The following is an 18,215-nucleotide window of genomic DNA, read 5'->3' on the forward strand; positions in this document are numbered from 1 at the left end:
CGACTGACGCCCGGGATGCAAGGTCATAGCCGAAGAAAACCCGAAATTTTGCGAAATTTGACCTGACAGTGCTCGCATGCCGAGGAGTTTTCCACGTTGCGCGTGCCTTCACGGGCAGTTCACCGCATTTCCTTTTTGCCTCCTTGACCTCGGCTGCCCCCCGCGCTTCAAGTGGCAATTGACAGGGCAGACCGGCAGAAGGCCGGAACGGCCAGACCGGAGACTGAAAATACATGCAGGAAGAGGCCCCCGGCACAAGCCGGCCAAACAGGCCCGCGACGGCCGCCAAATCTTCTGAAAAGTCCGCTTCGGCTGCAAGACCGGGCAAGAAGTCCGACAGTGTCATGGTCGCCGGAGGGAACTGGCGTCAGCGGCTCCGGCTGTGGAGCGGCCTGATCCTGTTCACTTTCTGCCTCAGCCATTTTTCAAATCACGCCCTCGGCATCATTTCCTTCCAGGCCATGGACCAGGCCTCGGTCTGGCACTACTGGGTCTGGAGAAGCCCGCTTGGCGAAACTATCCTCATCCTCGCCGCGCTGACCCATGTGCTGCTCGCCTTGTGGCGGACAAGCAAACGGCGAACGTTGAAGATGTCCCGTTGGGAGCTTCTGCAGCTCGCCCTCGGTCTTTACATTCCCTGGCTCCTGATACCGCATGTCACCACGACCATGGGCGTTGCCAAGGAGTTCGGCTTCCTGCCGCTCTACGAGCAGATGCTGACGCTGCTGTGGCCGAATGCGGCGGTCAATCAGTCTATTCTGCTGCTCATGGTGTGGACCCACGCCATGATCGGCCTGCACTTCTTCCTGCGCCTTTATCCAGTTTACCAGAAGCTGAAGCCGTTGGCGGCCGGGTTTGCCTTTGCGATGCCGGTGCTTGCCATCTGGGGCTGGATTGAAGGTGCCCGCCGGCTGGCCCTCAGCCGTGAGGTAACTCTCCGAATCACTCCGGACCAGCAATTGTGGGCCAGCGAGGTCGTCGTTCAGTTCCGGGCGGTCGTGTTCGGCCTGATTGCCGTCAGCCTGTTGGCCATCCTGATCCGTTACCTTCTCAGCCTGAAAGCGCGCAGCCTGACCGTGGTCTATCCAGGCGGACTGACGGTGAAGGCGCAACCGGGCGCAACGCTGCTGGAAATCAGCCGCATGAACGACATACCGATCGCATCGGTGTGCGGCGGGCGGGCCAGATGCTCCACCTGCCGAGTAAAAATTCTGGAGGGCGGCGAAACCTTGCCGAAACCGAGTGTTGCCGAAGCTGCGGTACTGACGCGGATCGGCGCGGGAAGCGACATTCGGCTGGCCTGCCAGGCGCGCCCGGAAAGCAACGTGGAAGTGCAGCCCCTTGTACCGGTCAAGGCCAGTGCAATTATCGGCGAACACCTGAAGGACGCCTATTACTGGGGCGTCGAGCAGGATGTGGTGGTCATGTTCGTGGACCTGCGCAATTTCACCGGCATCACCGAAAGCCAGCTCGCCTATGACGTGGTTTATCTGCTCAACAGCTATCTGGACCAGGCCTCCGCCGCGATCCGGGAGGAGGGCGGCTATGTCGACAAGTTCATTGGTGACGGCATCATGGCCATCTTCGGCATGGACAGCAACGCGGAAACCGGCGCCCGGCAGGCTCTTGCCGCCTGCCGCCGTATCGAGAAGGTCATGAAATCACTCGACAAGGAGAAGGGTCCGCAGTTTCGCGATCCGATCCGGCTCGGCATTGGCCTGCATCTGGGGCCCGCGATTCTTGGCCGCATCGGCGCCGCCGGAACAGCAGGCAAGCGCGGTGGGCTGACTGCGCTTGGCGACGTGGTCAACACCGCAAGCCGGCTGGAAACGGAGAACAAGAACCACGGCAGCTTCATGGTTGTTTCCAAAGCTGTTGTCGATGCCGCAGGCGCGCGGATTGACGGTGCCGAAGAGGCCGAGATCAAGGTGCGCGGCAAGGAAATCCCCTTGCAAATCCTTGCGGTGAAAAGCTTAGATGGTCTCCATCTCGCTGACGCCGTTCCCGCCTGAGACCAATCCTCCCTGTCACAAAACCTCTGGAGACCACGTGAGCCGGACCTACACGCCTCGGGAAATGCTGGAGAAGCTGATCTCCTTCAACACCGTTTCGGATCGAAGCAACCTCGATCTGATCACCTTCGTCGAAGACTATCTCAGCCAATGGGGTGTCGCTTCAGGGCGGGCGCTGGATGAAACGGGCCAAAAGGCCGCTCTTTATGCCCTCATCGGTCCGGATATCGACGGCGGAACGGTCCTGTCCGCCCACACCGATGTCGTTCCGGTGGCGGGTCAGAACTGGTCTCAAGATCCTTTTTCCGCCTGGGAGGAAAACGGCCGCCTCTACGGCCGTGGCGCGGCAGATATGAAAGGCTTCGCGGCAACTGTGCTTGCCAAGGTCCCGGATTTTCTGAATGCACCGCTCAGACGGCCCATCCATATCGCGCTGTCCTATGACGAGGAAACCGGCTGCGACGGGGCCAGGGTGCTGATCCCTGAAATGCTGGCAAACGGCCCGCGCCCTTCGGTGGTGATTGTGGGCGAACCGACCAGCATGAAGGTCGTTACGGGCCACAAGGGCATTACGGTACTGAAGACGCGCATCCAGGGTCACCCGGTCCATTCCAGCCAGTTGCACCGGGGTGTTTCGGCGATTTCGGCAGCGGCCAGGCTGATCGGATGGCTGGATGCCAGAACCGCGGAGAACCGGGCCAAGGCCGATCCGGACTGCCCGTTCGAACCGCCCTACACCACCTTGCATTGCGGCACCATTTCCGGCGGCCAGGCGCACAACATCACGGCCCAGCACTGCGAATTCGTGACTGATATCCGTCTGCTGCCGGGTGAACACGCGAAGGACTGGGTCGCCGCCTACCGGGCGTTCATCGAAAATGAGGTTCTGCCGGGAATGAATGCGATCTCGCCGGACTGCGCCATCGAAGTAAGAGAACTTGCCTATGTGCCCGGGCTGGGAGAGGAACCGGACGGACTGGCGGAAACGACCGCCAGGCGTCTGACCGGCGACAACAGCCGCAACGTCGTGGTCTATGCCACCGAAGGCGGGATCTTCCAGGATCACGGACTTTCGACCGTGGTCTGCGGTCCCGGATCCATCGATCAGGCCCATCAGCCCGACGAATTTATCGAGCTTTCCGAACTCGACCGCTGCGCCGCCTTCCTCGACAAGCTGATTGACAGAATGTCGCAATTTGACAGCTAAACGGGTTTGAACACAGAGATTTACGATGTCATAGTCGTTTTTGACAACATGGCCGCATGGTCCTGGCAGGGGGGTGCGGCCGTGGAGCAAAGCCGAAACCGGAAAACGAGGGGACTATGAACAAAAGAAAAATTGTCATCGCCGCAGCGCTGTTTGCGGCGGGAACGGGGACTGCTGTTCATGCTGAAACGCTGAAATTTGCCTTTCAGGGTGCACTGAACGCGCTTGATCCCTACAGTCTCAACGAGACCTTCACCCTGTCGTCGCTCGGCAATACCTATGAAGGCCTGACGCGCCGTGGTCCGGATCTGGCCATTGAACCGGCCCTGGCCGAGAGCTGGGAAATCGTCGATCCGAACCGCTGGCGTTTCCACCTGCGCAAGGGCGTAAAGTTTCACAACGGCAGCGATTTCACTGCCGAAGACGTTGCCTTTTCCGTCGACCGCGTGCGCTCGGAAGGGTCTGACCTGACCACCCGCGTCCCGGCTGATGCCAAGGTCGAGATTGTTGACGACTACACGGTCGATTTCGTTCTCACCGGTCCGAACCCGATCCTGCATTACGAGTGGGACACGTTCTACATCATGGACAAGGAGTGGACGACGGAGAACGACGCGGTGAAAGTCACCTCGGCGTCCGACACTTCTGCGAACCATGCCGCGCTCAATGCAAATGGTACCGGCCCGTTCAAGATCGTCAGCCATGAAGCCGGCGTGAAGACCGTCTATGAAAAATACGACGGCTGGTGGGACGAAGCCAAGCACAACATCGACACGGTGGAATTCACGCCGATCGGTTCCGATGCAACGCGCGTTGCCGCGCTGCTGTCCGGCGAGATGGACATGGTCTACCCGATCCCGGTGCAGGACATCAAACGCATCAACGACAATGCGGGAACCAAGGCGCTGACCGGCCCGGAACTACGCACGATCTTCCTTGGCATGGACCAGATGCGCGACGAGCTGCTCTATTCCGACGTCAAGGGCAAGAACCCGCTCAAGGATGCCCGGGTGCGCAAGGCCTTCTACCAGGCGATCGACATCGAGGGGATCAAGAAGAAGGTCATGCGGGACCTGTCCAACCCGTCTGCCCTGATGGTTTCGCCGCTGCTGTTCTCCAAGTCGGCCGATTTCGAGCGTTATCCCTATGACCCGGAAGCCGCCAAAGCACTGCTGGCCGAAGCCGGCTATGCAGACGGCTTTTCCATCGGCATGGATTGCCCGAATGACCGCTACGTCAACGACGAGGCAATCTGCCAGGCGGTTGCCGCCATGCTGGCCCGTATCGGCGTGAAGGTGAACCTCAACGCCCAGCCAAAGGCGAAATACTTCGCCAAGATCCTTGCTTCCGGTGGTTACGATACGTCGTTCTACCTGCTTGGCTGGACCCCCGGATCCTTCGACAGCTGGAACGTTCTGGACAACCTGATGAACTGCCGCGACGAATCCGGCAAAGGTTCGCCGTTCAACAACGGTGGCTTCTGCGACGAGAAGATCGACCAGCTGACCGATGAAATCCTGGTCGAGATCGATCCGGAAAAGCGTGACGCCATGATTGCTGAAGCTTTCCGCATCAGCCACGAGAACGCCTACTACCTCCCGCTGCACCAGCAGAGCCTGGCATGGGGCGTTTCCGACAAGCTGGACCTTGTCCAGCGTGCCGACAACCAGTTCCAGTTCCGCTTCGTGACCAAGAACTGATCCTGAAGCACAGCAAATGACGCTCCCGGCAACTCCGCCGGGGGCGTATTTTCATGACTAAAGCATTCAAAGAGCCGAAATGATTGGATTTGCAACGCGCCGCATCGTGCAGGCGATGATTGTCATGCTGGTGGTCGCCCTTCTCGCGTTCACCATGTTCCGCTTTGTCGGCGATCCCATCAACCAGATGGTCGGCATCGAAACCTCGATCGAAGAACGGGAGGCCCTGCGCGAGCGCCTGGGTCTGAACGACCCGGTTCCGGTCCAGTTCTTCCGTTTCGTCACCAAGGCCGCGCAATTCGATTTCGGCACGTCCTACCAGTTCCGTCAGCCGGTTTCCGAGCTTTTCGCCAAGCGCATCCCAGCCACACTCGAACTCAGCTTCGCGTCTGCGGTGTTTGCGCTCGTTGTCGGCATTCCCATGGGCATCTACGCCGGGCTCAATCGGGAATCGCCCGTTTCCAAGCTGTTTCTGTCAGTTTCGCTGATCGGCATTTCGCTGCCGACGTTCTTCATCGGTATCCTGCTGATCTTCCTGTTTTCCGTTACGCTGCAGTGGCTGCCGAGCTTCGGACGCGGCGAGACCGTGCAGATCGGATCCTGGTGGACGACCGGCTTTCTGACCATCTCCGGCCTGAAGGCGCTGATCCTGCCCTCCATCACGCTCGGCCTCTACCAGATGACCCTGATCATGCGGTTGATCCGAGCCGAGATGCTGGAAGTCATCCGGACCGATTACATCAAGTTCGCCCGGGCGCGCGGTCTGCCGGACCGGCTGGTGAACTTCCGGCATGCCCTCAAGAACACGCTCGTTCCGGTCATCACCATCACCGGGCTGCAGCTTGGCGCGATCATCGCTTTCGCGACCATCACCGAGACCGTTTTCCAGTGGCCCGGCATGGGCCTGATGTTCCTGCAGGCCGTGCAGAACGTCGATATTCCGATCATGTCCGCCTATTTGCTGCTGACTGCCTTCCTGTTCGTGACGATCAATTTCATCGTCGACATCCTTTACTTCTTCATCGATCCGCGTCTGCGGGTCGGTCGGCCATAAGGGAGACCGACGCCATGCCTTTCGTCACCAACGAAGAAGCAAAATCCAGCGTCCAGGACAGGGCGGCGCCGGTCAAGGAACCGGGGCGAATGGCCCGCGCTCTCGACAGCGACCTCTTTCATTCGTTCCTGAAATCGAAGGTCACCGTTGTCGCTGCCACCGGCACGGCAATCCTGTTCCTCCTTGCGTTCCTGGCGCCGTGGATCGCTCCACATGATCCGTTCGACCTGGCATCGATTTCCATCATGGACGCCCGCGTTCCGCCGGTCTGGATGGAATATGCCGATCCCCGTTTCCTCCTGGGAACGGACGATCAGGGCCGCGATATGCTCTCCGGCATCTTCTACGGCATGCGAATTTCGCTGATCGTTGGCTTCTGCTCTGTTGTCGTCGCCGCCTTCATCGGCATCTCGCTGGGGCTGGTCGCGGGCTACATGGGTGGGCGGGTAGATGCGATCATCATGCGGATTGCCGACGTTCAGCTGACGTTTCCGGCCATTCTGATCGCCCTTCTGATCGACGGTGTCGCGCATGGCATTTTCGGCGCGATCGACCGGGAGGTCTTCGCCTTCTACATTCTGATCGTGTCGCTGGCGCTGTCCTTCTGGGTGCAATATGCGCGCACGGTTCGCGGTTCCACCATGGTGGAGAAGAACAAGGAATATGTTCAGGCCGCCCGCGTGATCGGCATTCCCTCGGTCATCATCATGGTGCGCCATATCCTGCCGAACGTCACCGGACCGGTGCTGGTGATCGCGACCATCAACCTGGCACTTGCCATCGTGACCGAAGCGACGCTCTCGTTCCTGGGTGTCGGCATGCCGCCTACACAGCCGTCCCTCGGCACATTGATCGCCATCGGCAACGATTTCCTCTATTCGGGGGAGTGGTGGATCGCGATCTTCCCGGGCCTTGCACTGGCCCTGCTGGTGCTGAACGTCAACCTTCTGGGCGACTGGCTGCGCGACGCCCTCAACCCGAAACTCAGGTGAGGCCGGTATGAGCGTTCTCGATATCAAGGACCTGAGGGTCGAGTTTCCGGGCCGAAAATCCGTCTTCGTCGCCGTCGATGACGTTACCTTGAGCGTCGATGCCGGCAAGGTTCTCGGCGTCGTCGGAGAATCGGGTGCAGGCAAGTCGACAGTCGGCAACGCGGTGATCGGGCTGCTGCAGGAACCCGGACACATAGCCGGCGGTGAAGTCTATCTTCACGGCAAGCGCATCGACCAATTGCCTTACAAGGAAAAGCGTCGTTTGCGCGGCCGAAAGATCGGCATGATTTTCCAGGATCCACTGACGTCTCTCGATCCGCTGCAGACGGTGGAAAGCCAGCTTGTGGAGACGATCCGCACCCATTTGCCGCTCTCAGGATCGCAGGCCCGCCAGCGCGCGATCGAACTGATTGAGGCCGTGGGCATTCCAGATGCGCCCGAACGCATCAAGCAGTATCCGCATCAGTTTTCCGGCGGCATGCGCCAAAGGGTGGTCATCGCGCTTGCGCTGTGTGCGGAACCTGAACTGGTGATCGCGGACGAGCCGACAACCGCGCTCGACGTTTCCATCCAGGCGCAGATCCTTGAACTGATGAGGAAGCTTTGCCGGGAGCGTAACGTCGCCATGCTGGTGATCACCCATGACATGGGCGTGATTGCCGACATCACGGACCATGTGGCGGTGATGTACCACGGTGAACTGGTGGAATACGGCGAGACGACCCAGGTGCTGGGCGCTCCGGAACACCCCTACACCCAGAGCCTGATTTCCGCCGTGCCACGCCCTGATATCAAGGTCGAGCGGTTTCCCGTGGTCAACTACATCGAAAAGGCCGGCACGCCACAGAAGCAGATCGACATCGCCACACACTGGCTCGGCAAGGCACGTGACTATGAAAAAGTGTCCGGCCCGCTGGTCAAGGCAACGGACCTCGACATGCGGTTCGAGACCCGTGGCTCGATCTTCCCGTCCAAGCGCAAATACTTCCAGGCGGTCAAGAAGGTCAGTTTCGACATCAACGAAGGCGAGACCTTCGGTCTTGTCGGCGAGAGCGGGTCGGGCAAATCGACCATCGCGCGCCTGATCACCGGCCTCTACCAGCCGACCGGAGGGTCGATCCTGTTCGGCAAGACCGAGCTGACGTCGCTCAAGAATCGCAAGGACGTCCTGGCGATGCGCCGCCAGATGCAGATGATCTTTCAGGATCCCTATTCCTCGCTGAATGCCCGCATGCGCGTCAGCGACATCATCGCGGAACCGATCAAGTTCCACCGTCTGGCGTCAAGCAATGCGGAAGTGCGCCAGATCGTCGATGACCTGCTCGATCATGTCGGTCTGGGCGCGGCGGCCGGCAGGAAATTTCCGCACGAGTTTTCCGGCGGTCAGCGCCAGCGCATCTCCATCGCGCGAGCGCTCGCGACGCGGCCCAGGTTCCTGATCTGTGACGAGCCCACCTCGGCACTCGACGTGTCGATCCAGGCACAGATCCTGAACCTTTTGAAGGATCTTCAGGAAGAACTTGGGCTGACCATGCTGTTCATCAGCCACGATCTGGCCGTGATCCGGCAGATGTGCAGCCGCATCGGCGTCATGCGCCATGGCGAGTTGTGCGAGGTGGCAGACTGCGACCAGCTCTTCGAAGCGCCGCAACACCCCTATACACGCGAACTCCTGAACCTGATGCCGTCACTGGAGTTGCTGTCGCGGGCAAACCTCGCAACGGCCTGAAATGTCCGGCGGCGTTGTCGCCGGCCTTCCCAAGTCTTTGTAGATGAGTCTTTTTTCGGATTCGGCCGAGTCGCTGACTTGACTCCAAGCCCCACCCCGATTCTCCGGTGACCGCAAAACGTTAGTCACAATCCAGTCCGAACCGGGCAGTTTTTGCCGCCCAGAGCGCCACTACGATCTGCACCCAAATAGATTCATTCTGATTTTCAGTCCGGACCCGATTGTTAACAGATGTTAACCATGTTTTTCCGGCGCACCAAAACGTAAAAGGGAGAGCCTTTCGGCTCTCCCATTAATATACCACACCCCGAAATAATCTTCGTCCAGAGGACTATTAAATACAGGCCCTCAATACTTGCAGGCCGTTTAAAAAATTACCCTTTTATACTACCTGCAATTCAGTTTCGCTCAAGTTCCACGCTGCACAAATGGTCAGCACCCATTCCGATGCACTGCGACTGGGACAGGCAACATGCTTACCGAACTGACTCTGCGGCATTGCCTGTCTCCGGCCGCTCCCGCATTTTCAGACGGTCCCCAGGGCGTGCCGTTTGTATCTCCAGTTGGCCCACGACCCGGTTCCAGCAGAAGAATTCCAGATACGAGAGCCGACCGGCTATGCCGAAAACATCATTGATTTCAGTTCTTTGGGCGTTTTTTCTTATCATTGCCGTAGTGTGCCTTGTTCTGGCTCTGGCAACAGCAGGCGGAGAACCCTCTGACGCCGCAACGTCAGTTTTGGTTTTCGGTTCCTACAGCGCCTTAATTTTCAGCATGTTTTCCGCGATTTTTTCGCTTCTCGGCCTCTCTTTTTCGCTCAACACCTCTGTCGGCCGGCCCTTGACGCTTTTCACGGCGCTGGTCAGCACCGGATTGCTTGCCGTTTCGACCGGCCTCCTCCTGTCCGGTCCGACATCGCCCCAGTCCAATGCACCTGCCCTTGCCGCAGCTTTCCTGATGGTGCTGCGGGCGTTCGGTGTGGTTCTGCTGCCACCAAGGGGTGACCTCAGCGGAGTGCCACAAGCGGCATGGTCTGTCTTGTTGGCGCTGCTGGCTGCCGGTACCTGGTGGTGGGTCCTCGACAGGACCGAGGCCCCGGCCGCTCTTGCAGCCGCGCTGCTTCTTTCCTGGCCGCAACTGATCGACGGAATCAACGCATTCGCGGACAAGGTCTTTCACAAGGCAGCACTGGCGGCAGGCGCCCGTGACATTGCCCCCGGCGCCTTCACCAAGGTCGCTCATGCCCGCGATATCCTCATCGACAAGGCTGCCGTGATGTCAGGACCCAACCTGATGGTCACCAATGTCATGGCCTTCAACAACGAGCCGAAAACGCTCCTGGCCGTTGCCGCCTCCGCTGAGGCCGGATCATCCCATCCGGTCGCCCAGGCCCTGCGCGAACTGGCCAGCCAGTGGCAAGTCGCCCTCAAGATGCCGGACCGGTTCGAACCGACACCTGGTTTGGGTGTTGTTGCGCTGCTCGGCGGACAGACCGTGGTGATCGGCACGACGGACCTCCTGAAGCGCCTCAAGATCGACAGTTTTACCGCCGACGCCATTGCCCGGTCGCTGGAAGCAGACGGCAAGACGGTGCTGCGTGTCGCTGTCGGGGGACGCGTCGTGGGTGTTTTAGGTCTGGAAGGCACATTGCGTCAGGACGCCGGCGTTGCGGGGATGGCCCTGCGCAAAGAGGGCCTCGTGCCGTGGTTGTTCAGTGGTGACAGCCCCAACACACGCAGCGCGCTGGCGGGCATGCTTGGCCTAGAGCTGACCAACGATCCGAAGCCGGGAGAAACCGCGCCCGAGGCCGCCTCCCGCTGCTTTCCGGACATGCCTCCCCTTGTCCTGACCCTGTCGCAGGACCGTATGGCGCTGGAACTGCGCGAAGGCGCCACGCCCGGAAAGGACGGGACGGATGCAAGGCATTCCCCCCTTGCTGTCAGCGATACCGACGACATTGGTGCCTTCCCTGCCCTGAAGGCGCTGGCCATGCGCCGCAATCTGCTGGCCGTGCACGCCCGCCGGCTGCTGTCAGGTCTCTGGCTTTTCGCCGGCCTGTGCGGTGCCTTGACCCTCCTTCCGCTGTCGGCCGCACCCGTTCTTTTCGCTGTCTGTCTTGCCGTTCTTTGGACATTTGCCCGATTTTCCATTGCAGATACGCTGCACCGGAATACATGACGCGCGCATTCTCAGATTGTGGAACCGAAATCGGGTTTCAGCGCCTTTACAGCCTCATGGAGCTGGTGTTTATCGGCTTTTGACACTTTGTGAGTGCATTGAGGGATGAGGCGACATGAGCGACACCAAAACACCGAAACTGCGGTCCGCCGCCTGGTTCGACAATCCCGACAATCCGGGCATGACCGCGCTCTATATCGAGCGATACCTGAATTTCGGCATCACGCGTGAAGAGCTGCAGTCGGGCAAACCGATTATCGGCATCGCCCAGACCGGCTCTGACCTTTCACCCTGCAACCGCCACCATCTGGAGCTGGCAAAGCGTGTGCGCGAAGGTATTCGCGATGCCGGTGGTATTGCCTTCGAATTTCCGGTTCACCCGATCCAGGAGACCGGCAAGCGCCCGACCGCAACACTGGACCGGAACCTGGCCTATCTTGGTCTCGTCGAACTGCTGTATGGCTACCCCATCGACGGCGTGGTGCTGACAATCGGCTGTGACAAGACCACACCTGCCTGCCTGATGGCCGCCGCAACGGTGAATATTCCGGCCATCGCGCTGTCCGTCGGTCCGATGCTGAACGGCTGGTACAAGGGCGAGCGCACGGGCTCCGGCACCATCGTCTGGAAGGCCCGCCAGATGCTTGCCGCAGGCGAGATCGACTACAAGGGCTTCATGGACCTCGTCGCCTCCTCCGCGCCGTCCGTCGGCTTCTGCAACACCATGGGCACGGCAACGACCATGAACTCGCTGGCCGAAGCCCTTGGCATGCAGCTTCCGGGGGCGGCCGCCATTCCGGCGCCTTACCGTGAGCGCGGTGCAATTTCCTACGAGACCGGCAAACGCATTGTCGACATGGTACGCGAGGATCTGAAACCCTCCGACATCATGACCCGCGAAGCATTTGAGAACGCCATTGTCGTCAACTCGGCCATCGGCGGTTCGACCAATGCACCGATCCACCTGAACGGCATTGCCCGCCATCTGGGTGTGGAGCTGGACAACGACGACTGGCAGGAGATCGGCCATGACGTGCCGCTGCTGGTCAATCTGCAGCCAGCCGGAGAATATCTCGGCGAGGATTACTTCCACGCAGGCGGCGTGCCTGCTGTCGTGGCGGAGCTGATGCGAAACGGCAAGCTGCCGCATCCGGGCGCGCTCACCGTCAACGGCAAGGGCATCGGCGACAATTGCGACGGTGTCGTCACAGACCTGCCGGATGTCATCAAGCCCTTCAACAATCCGATGAAAGACAAGGCCGGTTTCATCAACCTGAAGGGCAACCTGTTCGACAGCGCCATCATGAAGACCAGCGTCATCTCGGAAGAGTTCCGCGACCGCTATCTCTCCAATCCGGACGATCCGGAAGCGTTCGAGGGCCGTGCCGTTGTGTTCGAAGGGCCGGAGGATTACCACGACAACATCGACAATCCGGACCTTGAGATCGATGAGCACTGCATGCTGTTCATCCGGGGCACCGGCCCGATCGGTTATCCGGGCGGTGCCGAGGTGGTCAACATGCAGCCACCCGCAGCCCTGATCAAACGCGGGATTACATCCCTGCCCTGCATCGGCGACGGCCGTCAGTCGGGCACATCCGGTTCGCCGTCGATCCTGAACGCATCACCGGAAGCTGCCGCCATGGGTGGACTCGCGCTTCTGAAAAGCGGGGACCGTGTGCGCATCGATCTGAGGAAAGGCACTGCCGACATCCTGATTTCCGATGAGGAGCTTGCACAACGTCGCACGGACCTTGAAGCGGCGGGCGGCTTCAAGATTGCGGAGAGCCAGACACCCTGGCAGGAGATCCAGCGCGCCATGATCGGACAGTTCGACAAGGGCATGGTTCTGGAGCCGGCGGTTAAATACCAGGACGTCGCGCATACCAAGGGGCTGCCACGGGACAATCATTGATCTGACGATCCTGTCAGTTGGATTGCCTCTGGCACCGCGAAATGTTGAAATTCTCTGTCATTACCGGACTTGATCCGGCAATCCATGCGATGATCACGGCGGCCGCACTGCCGGTGAAACGACATGGATCCCATGGTGAAGCCATGGGATGACGGAGCGTGTGGCGAAACGCTCCCGGCGGCGTATCTCTTTCGACACAGATTTCTACTTGACGATTACGTAAACGTCATGCTTCAAGAGGGCAAAGACGGGCTCCGGCCCAATTCAAACGGGAGAAAACGACATGTCCTTGGAACAGCTTACCGAAGGTGTCCGCGCTAAGGTTGCCGATGGCGGCATTGAAGAATCCGTCAAGTTCGATCTTGGGGAAACGGGTATCATCTTCCTGCAAGGCTCCAGCGTTTCCAACGAAGATGACGAGGCAGACTGCACCATCAAGATGTCCGCCGAAGACCTCGGTGACCTTCTCTCGGGTGATTTGAACCCGACTGCTGCCTTCATGGGCGGCAAGATGCAGGTGGAAGGTGACATGAGCGTTGCCATGAAACTCGGCAGCATCGTCTAAGCAAGCCTTTACAGCAGACCTTTTCAAGCCGGTCCCAACAGGGCCGGCTTTTTTTGTTCCACGATCACCACTCCCCCATTCCCATCAGCTTCATCCTGAGGAGCCCGGTACAGCCGGGTGTCTCGAAGGATGGGCCGCTTGTTTCGGAGTGTGCCGCCCATCCTTCGAGACAGGCCTTTGGCCTTCCTCAGGATGAGGTGGCGGGGATGAGGCCCGGTGAAGGACGTGAAGGCTTCCTCCCGGGCACGGCAAACAAAAAAACGGCGGGCAAGGCCCGCCGTTCGAGTTTCTGGATGGTCCGGGTCGTTACCGGTTTGTGATGATTTCCGGTCCCATCAGGCTGTAGGGCAGCCAGGTGGACAGGGCCGGGACGTAGGTGACGAGGATGAGGAACAGGAGCAGGATGAGCACGAACGGCGCTGCCGCCTTGACCACCTGCACCAGACTCATTCCCGTTATCCCCGATGTGACGAACAGATTGAGCCCGATTGGCGGCGTGATCATGCCGATTTCCATGTTCACGACCATGATGATGCCGAGGTGAACCGGATCGACGCCAAGTTCCATGCCGATCGGGAAGACCACCGGCGCCACGATCAGAAGCAGGCCCGACGGTTCCATGAACTGACCACCAAGCAGCAGCAGCAGGTTGACCGCGATCAGGAAGGTGAACCAGTTGAAACCGGCTCCGACCATCCAGTCGGTGATTGCCTGCGGAATCCGCTCCGATGTCAGCACGTGGGCAAACAGCAGGGCGTTGACGATGATGAACATCAGCATGATGGTCGTCTTCGCCGCATCCACCATCACCTTCTTGGTGTCCTTGTGGAACATGGCCGGAAGAAACTTCCAGACGATCAGTCCGATATTCCGACCCCAGATCTTTGCGCCGATACCATAGATGGACGGCAGCTCGGCAGGGCTGACACGGCCACGCAGAAGCGGATAGCCAATCAGCGCAGCCAGCAGGACAATGGCACTATCGATGCCGTAGAAACCCTGTCTGTCCGTGACCATGCCGGCGATGCTCGACCAGGCGAACATTGCGGCAAACCCGTAGGTGATGGTCTTGAAACCGGCCAGTCCCAGAGGGCCGTCCTGTTCCTGCACCCAGCGAATGCCACTGAGCGGGCCCATGTCGCGATAGACGAAGAGTGCCACCAGACAGGCGTAAACGGCCGCCACTGCCGCAGCTTCGGTCGGGGTGAAGATACCGCCGTAGATGCCGCCCAGGATGATAACCATCAGGAACAGGCCGACGGCCGCTTCCATCATGGCATGCCAGATTTCCTTGAAGCCCGGCCACGGCTGGGCCGGCAGGTTCTTGACGCGTGCCATGACATAGATGGCGATCATCAGCATCAGACCGGCGATCAGCCCTGGAACCACACCGGCAAGGAACATGCGGCCAACGGAAACGTTGGTTGCAGCCGCATAGACCACCATGACGATGGAAGGCGGGATCAGGATGCCGAGCGTACCGGCATTGGCAATGACGCCCGCGGCAAACTCCTTCGTGTAGCCTGCCTGCCGCATGCCGGCGATGGCGATGGTACCGATCGCGACCACGGTTGCGGGCGACGAGCCTGACAGAGCTGCAAACAGCATGCAGGCGAAGACGCCGGCGATCGCCAGACCGCCCCGGATCGCACCGACGGACGCGATCGAGAAACGGATGATGCGCTTGGCAACACCGCCCGTCGACATGAAGGCCGACGCCAGAATGAAGAAGGGAATCGCCAGGAGTGTGTAGTTCTGCGACGCCGTGAACAGCTGCAGCGCCACCGACGAGATGGAATCGTTGGAGAAGATGGCAATCGCCAGAACGCTGGACAAGCCGAGCGAAATGGAGATCGGAACGCCCAGGAACAAGAAGCCGAGGACGAGAATGAAGAGAATAGCTGCTTCCATTGCCCCGGCCTCAGTCCTTCAAGACGTCTTTGTTTTCAGCGACGAGGTCTTCCGCCTCATGCGCGGCGATCATCATCTCGCGCTCGCCGGTAATGATCTGCCAGGCCGCCTGGATGCAGCGGAACATGAACAGGAACAGGCCGATGGGCAGGATCAGATAGGCGATCCAGCGTTGAACACGCTCTTTCGTGCCGAAGGTTTCAATGATCGCGTCGGGATAGCGCAGGTCGTCGAGACCGATGCCGATCTTGTACATCTTGGACCAATAGTCGATCGCGCCGCCTCTGGTATCGAGACCGAAGATGTGCAGCCATTCCGACCAGAGCAGCGTCAGCGCATAGACAACGCCGCAGAGCGCACCGAATACGGCAACAGCCCGGAACACCGGCTTGGGAAACAGGCGGATGACCGCATCGACGCCCAGATGCGAGCCGATTTTGACGCCATAGCTCATGCCGAACAGGATCAGCCAGGCGAACAGGATACGTGTGAATTCCAGGGCACCGGTCCAGCCGGAATTAAAGCCGTATCGCGCCACCACCTGGGTGAAGGATACGATGGTCATGGCGGCCAGGAGAAAGGCGAGTACACCTTCCTCGAAGCGCGTGACCCAATTGTCGACGCGTTGCATGCGTTTCCCCCGAATTGGCCTCTTGGTTATCAGCGTGTCCGCCGGCATGGTTGCGCGGGCGGCCGCGAGACCTTGGCAGAAGGGCCGGACGATCCGGCCCTTCCAGGAGTTGTTTCAGGTCAGCCTTAGCTGGCGTTGTTGGAAGCGACGGCGGAGTCGATCAGGTCCTTACCGATATCGCCTTCAAACTTGTCCCAAACCGGCTTCATGGCGCCAACCCATGCCTTGCGCTGCTCCGGGGTCAGTTCACGAATGGTGGAACCGGCATCCAGAACGTTCTGGCGGTTCTGGGCTTCAGCAGCTGCCACGTTACCGTTTGCGGTTGCAGTGACTTCTTCCACGATGGTCAGGAACTGGTCACGAACTTCCGGATCCAGGCTGTCCAGCCACTCGTCGGAAGTGACGAGCAGGTAAGCAAGCAGCTGGTGGTTGGTTTCGGTGATGCCGTCCTGCACTTCGAAGAACTTCTGGGTGTAGATGTTGGACCAGGAGTTTTCCTGACCGTCCACAACACCGGTCTGCAGTGCGCCGTAGACTTCCTTGAAGGCCAGCTTCTGAGCGTTGGCGCCCATGGCTTCGATCATGGCAACAGCCACGTCAGAGGTCTGCACGCGGAACTTCAGGCCTTTTGCGTCGTCCGGAACCAGCAGCGGCTTGTTGGCGGAGAACTGCTTCAGGCCGGAGCTCCAGTAGCCGAGGCCCTGGAAACCGTAGTCGGTCATGGAGTTCAGGAGTTCCTTGCCGTTTTCACCGGTGGTGAAGCGCTCGACGGCGTCCAGATCCTGGAACAGGAACGGCAGGTCGAACAGGCGGAACTTCAGCGTGTAGGCTTCGAACTTGGAAAGCGACGGCGCAGCAAGCTGAACATCGCCGAGCAGAAGGGCTTCCATTACCTTGTCGTCGTCGAACAGCTGAGAGTTCGGGAACACCTGCATGCAGGCCTTGCCGTTCATCTCGTCGTTGACGCGTTCCGCCAGCAGCGTGGCAGCGTCGCCTTTCGGGTGGCCGGTTGCGGCAACCACGTGGCTGAACTTGATGACGATTTCACCGTCATTGCAGTCGTCAGCCGCATAAGCGTTCGCAGACAGGGCCAGAGACGCCGCGGTAGCTGCGGCGAGAGCGAATTTTTTCATCGGATGTCCTCCCAGACATTTCAGTATGACGGCCATTCGGGCCGGACAGCGTGGTGGCTGGTCGGCACCCTATTGGCAAAGTCCGTGCCAAGTGCCGGAAGAACAACAAAAAGCGCCGATTTCTGCAGGTTAACAAAAAGTTTCAAATGAACCTGGTCGGGAGAGACTTTCGTTTATGGGTCGAGTCAGACACATGGCATCAAACCAGATGTGTCGAAACCGACACATTTCAGGCCTGCTACATCATATTTTAAGCCGTAAAGCGCCGAATTATCAGTGCCAGATAGCGCCTGAAGACCGGTCGTGTCGAAGCTTGACCTTCAGGCGTGCCAGCTTGTCCGGATTGCGCATGTTGTAGATACGCTCCAGCCGTCCATCGGCGTCATAGGCGAACATCACGGCTGTCACGATCTCATCGCCGTAGAACATGACGAGGCCACGCGTTCCATTCAGATCCAGTATCTTGATCTGGCAGGGCTCCCAGAGGCGGCCAAGAATAAGAACCGCGTAGCGAGCGACTTCGTCCGCGCCTTCCAGGATCCGGCTCATGGCCGTTGCCTTGCCGCCACCATCGGACTGGAGTTGTACGGTTTCGGCGAGAAGGCCCGTCAGGTGGTCCGTGGATCCTGTTTCAATTGCGGTGAGAAAGGCAGACAGGATCCGGTCCTGATGATCGGCTGGAGGAACAAAACGGGAGGTCGGACCCTGCACATGTCTGCTTGCGCGGGACACCAACTGGCGGCAGGCCTGTTCGGTAACCCCCAGAGTTTCGGCAACTTCGTCATACGGCTTTGCGAAAATCTCGCGCAGCAGGTAGGCGGCGCGCTCCTTCGGGCTGAGGCGCTCCAGCAGCAGGAGGAACGCTGTCGTCAGGGATTGTGCCCTGTCCAGGTCGGTCTCCGGGTCCGAGCCACTTTCGAACTGAAGCGGTTCGGGGATCCACGGGCCGACATAGTCGACCCGTTTCCTGTGAGCGGCCTTGAGAGTGTCCAGGCAGCAATTGGTGCAGACCGTGGTGAGGAATGCTTCAGGATTCAGGATGCCAGCACGGTCCGTGGATTGCCACTTCAGGTATGTGTCCTGAACCGCATCCTCGGCATCCGCCATGGAGCTGAGCATGCGATAGGCCAGCCCCATCAGCTTCGGGCGTACCGTCTCGAAAACATCGATGCCTGGAGCGTCACTCAT

General features: G+C 59.6%; 13 protein-coding genes. 9 read left to right on the forward strand and 4 right to left on the reverse strand.

The window, feature by feature from the left end; all coding sequences use genetic code 11:
- Nucleotides 1–233 precede the first annotated feature (233 nt).
- From Q666_RS38345 to Q666_RS38385, 9 genes are all read left to right on the forward strand, one after another.
- The gene (locus Q666_RS38345) at nucleotides 234–2,012 is read left to right on the forward strand and encodes an adenylate/guanylate cyclase domain-containing protein (protein ID WP_031269912.1); all 1,779 of its coding nucleotides are present in this window, start codon (nucleotides 234–236) and stop codon (nucleotides 2,010–2,012) included.
- A 37-nt stretch (nucleotides 2,013–2,049) separates the two neighbouring features.
- On the forward strand, nucleotides 2,050–3,219 hold the full coding sequence (gene argE, locus Q666_RS38350; RefSeq protein WP_031269914.1) for an acetylornithine deacetylase: 1,170 nt from the start codon (nucleotides 2,050–2,052) through the stop codon (nucleotides 3,217–3,219).
- Between the two features lie 116 nt (nucleotides 3,220–3,335).
- Entirely contained in the window at nucleotides 3,336–4,919 is a 1,584-nt protein-coding gene (locus Q666_RS38355; protein ID WP_031269916.1) for an ABC transporter substrate-binding protein, read from the forward strand.
- Nucleotides 4,920–4,998: 79 nt separating this feature from the next.
- The gene (locus Q666_RS38360; protein WP_023002301.1) at nucleotides 4,999–5,973 is read left to right on the forward strand and encodes an ABC transporter permease; all 975 of its coding nucleotides are present in this window, start codon (nucleotides 4,999–5,001) and stop codon (nucleotides 5,971–5,973) included.
- 14 nt (nucleotides 5,974–5,987) lie between these two features.
- On the forward strand, nucleotides 5,988–6,965 hold the full coding sequence (locus tag Q666_RS38365; protein ID WP_023002302.1) for an ABC transporter permease: 978 nt from the start codon (nucleotides 5,988–5,990) through the stop codon (nucleotides 6,963–6,965).
- Nucleotides 6,966–6,972: 7 nt separating this feature from the next.
- Nucleotides 6,973–8,694, forward strand: a complete 1,722-nt coding sequence (locus Q666_RS38370) for an ABC transporter ATP-binding protein (protein WP_023002303.1) — start codon at nucleotides 6,973–6,975, stop codon at nucleotides 8,692–8,694.
- 774 nt (nucleotides 8,695–9,468) lie between these two features.
- Complete coding sequence (locus Q666_RS38375) at nucleotides 9,469–10,872, forward strand: HAD family hydrolase (RefSeq protein ID WP_031269917.1); 1,404 nt, start codon at nucleotides 9,469–9,471, stop codon at nucleotides 10,870–10,872.
- Between the two features lie 115 nt (nucleotides 10,873–10,987).
- Nucleotides 10,988–12,787, forward strand: a complete 1,800-nt coding sequence (locus Q666_RS38380; protein WP_023002305.1) for an IlvD/Edd family dehydratase — start codon at nucleotides 10,988–10,990, stop codon at nucleotides 12,785–12,787.
- 283 nt (nucleotides 12,788–13,070) lie between these two features.
- Nucleotides 13,071–13,352: an SCP2 sterol-binding domain-containing protein gene (locus Q666_RS38385; protein WP_023002307.1), complete on the forward strand. Its 282-nt coding sequence runs from the start codon at nucleotides 13,071–13,073 to the stop codon at nucleotides 13,350–13,352.
- A 306-nt stretch (nucleotides 13,353–13,658) separates the two neighbouring features.
- Here the strand turns inward: Q666_RS38385 and Q666_RS38390 are convergent, their stop codons facing one another.
- The 4 genes from Q666_RS38390 to sigJ all read right to left on the reverse strand — a co-directional run bounded on the left by Q666_RS38390 (nucleotide 13,659) and on the right by sigJ (nucleotide 18,215).
- Nucleotides 13,659–15,263, reverse strand: coding sequence for a TRAP transporter large permease (locus tag Q666_RS38390; protein ID WP_023002308.1), 1,605 nt, complete (start codon nucleotides 15,261–15,263; stop codon nucleotides 13,659–13,661).
- Nucleotides 15,264–15,273: 10 nt separating this feature from the next.
- Complete coding sequence (locus tag Q666_RS38395; RefSeq protein ID WP_023002309.1) at nucleotides 15,274–15,894, reverse strand: TRAP transporter small permease; 621 nt, start codon at nucleotides 15,892–15,894, stop codon at nucleotides 15,274–15,276.
- Nucleotides 15,895–16,019: 125 nt separating this feature from the next.
- Nucleotides 16,020–17,027, reverse strand: a complete 1,008-nt coding sequence (locus Q666_RS38400; protein WP_023002310.1) for a DctP family TRAP transporter solute-binding subunit — start codon at nucleotides 17,025–17,027, stop codon at nucleotides 16,020–16,022.
- 273 nt (nucleotides 17,028–17,300) lie between these two features.
- Nucleotides 17,301–18,215 (reverse strand): RNA polymerase sigma factor SigJ, encoded by a 915-nt coding sequence (gene sigJ / locus Q666_RS38405; RefSeq protein ID WP_023002311.1) that lies wholly within the window; start codon nucleotides 18,213–18,215, stop codon nucleotides 17,301–17,303.

It is taken from the genome of Labrenzia sp. C1B70 (assembly GCF_000475395.1).
GTDB lineage: Bacteria > Pseudomonadota > Alphaproteobacteria > Rhizobiales > Stappiaceae > Roseibium > Roseibium algicola.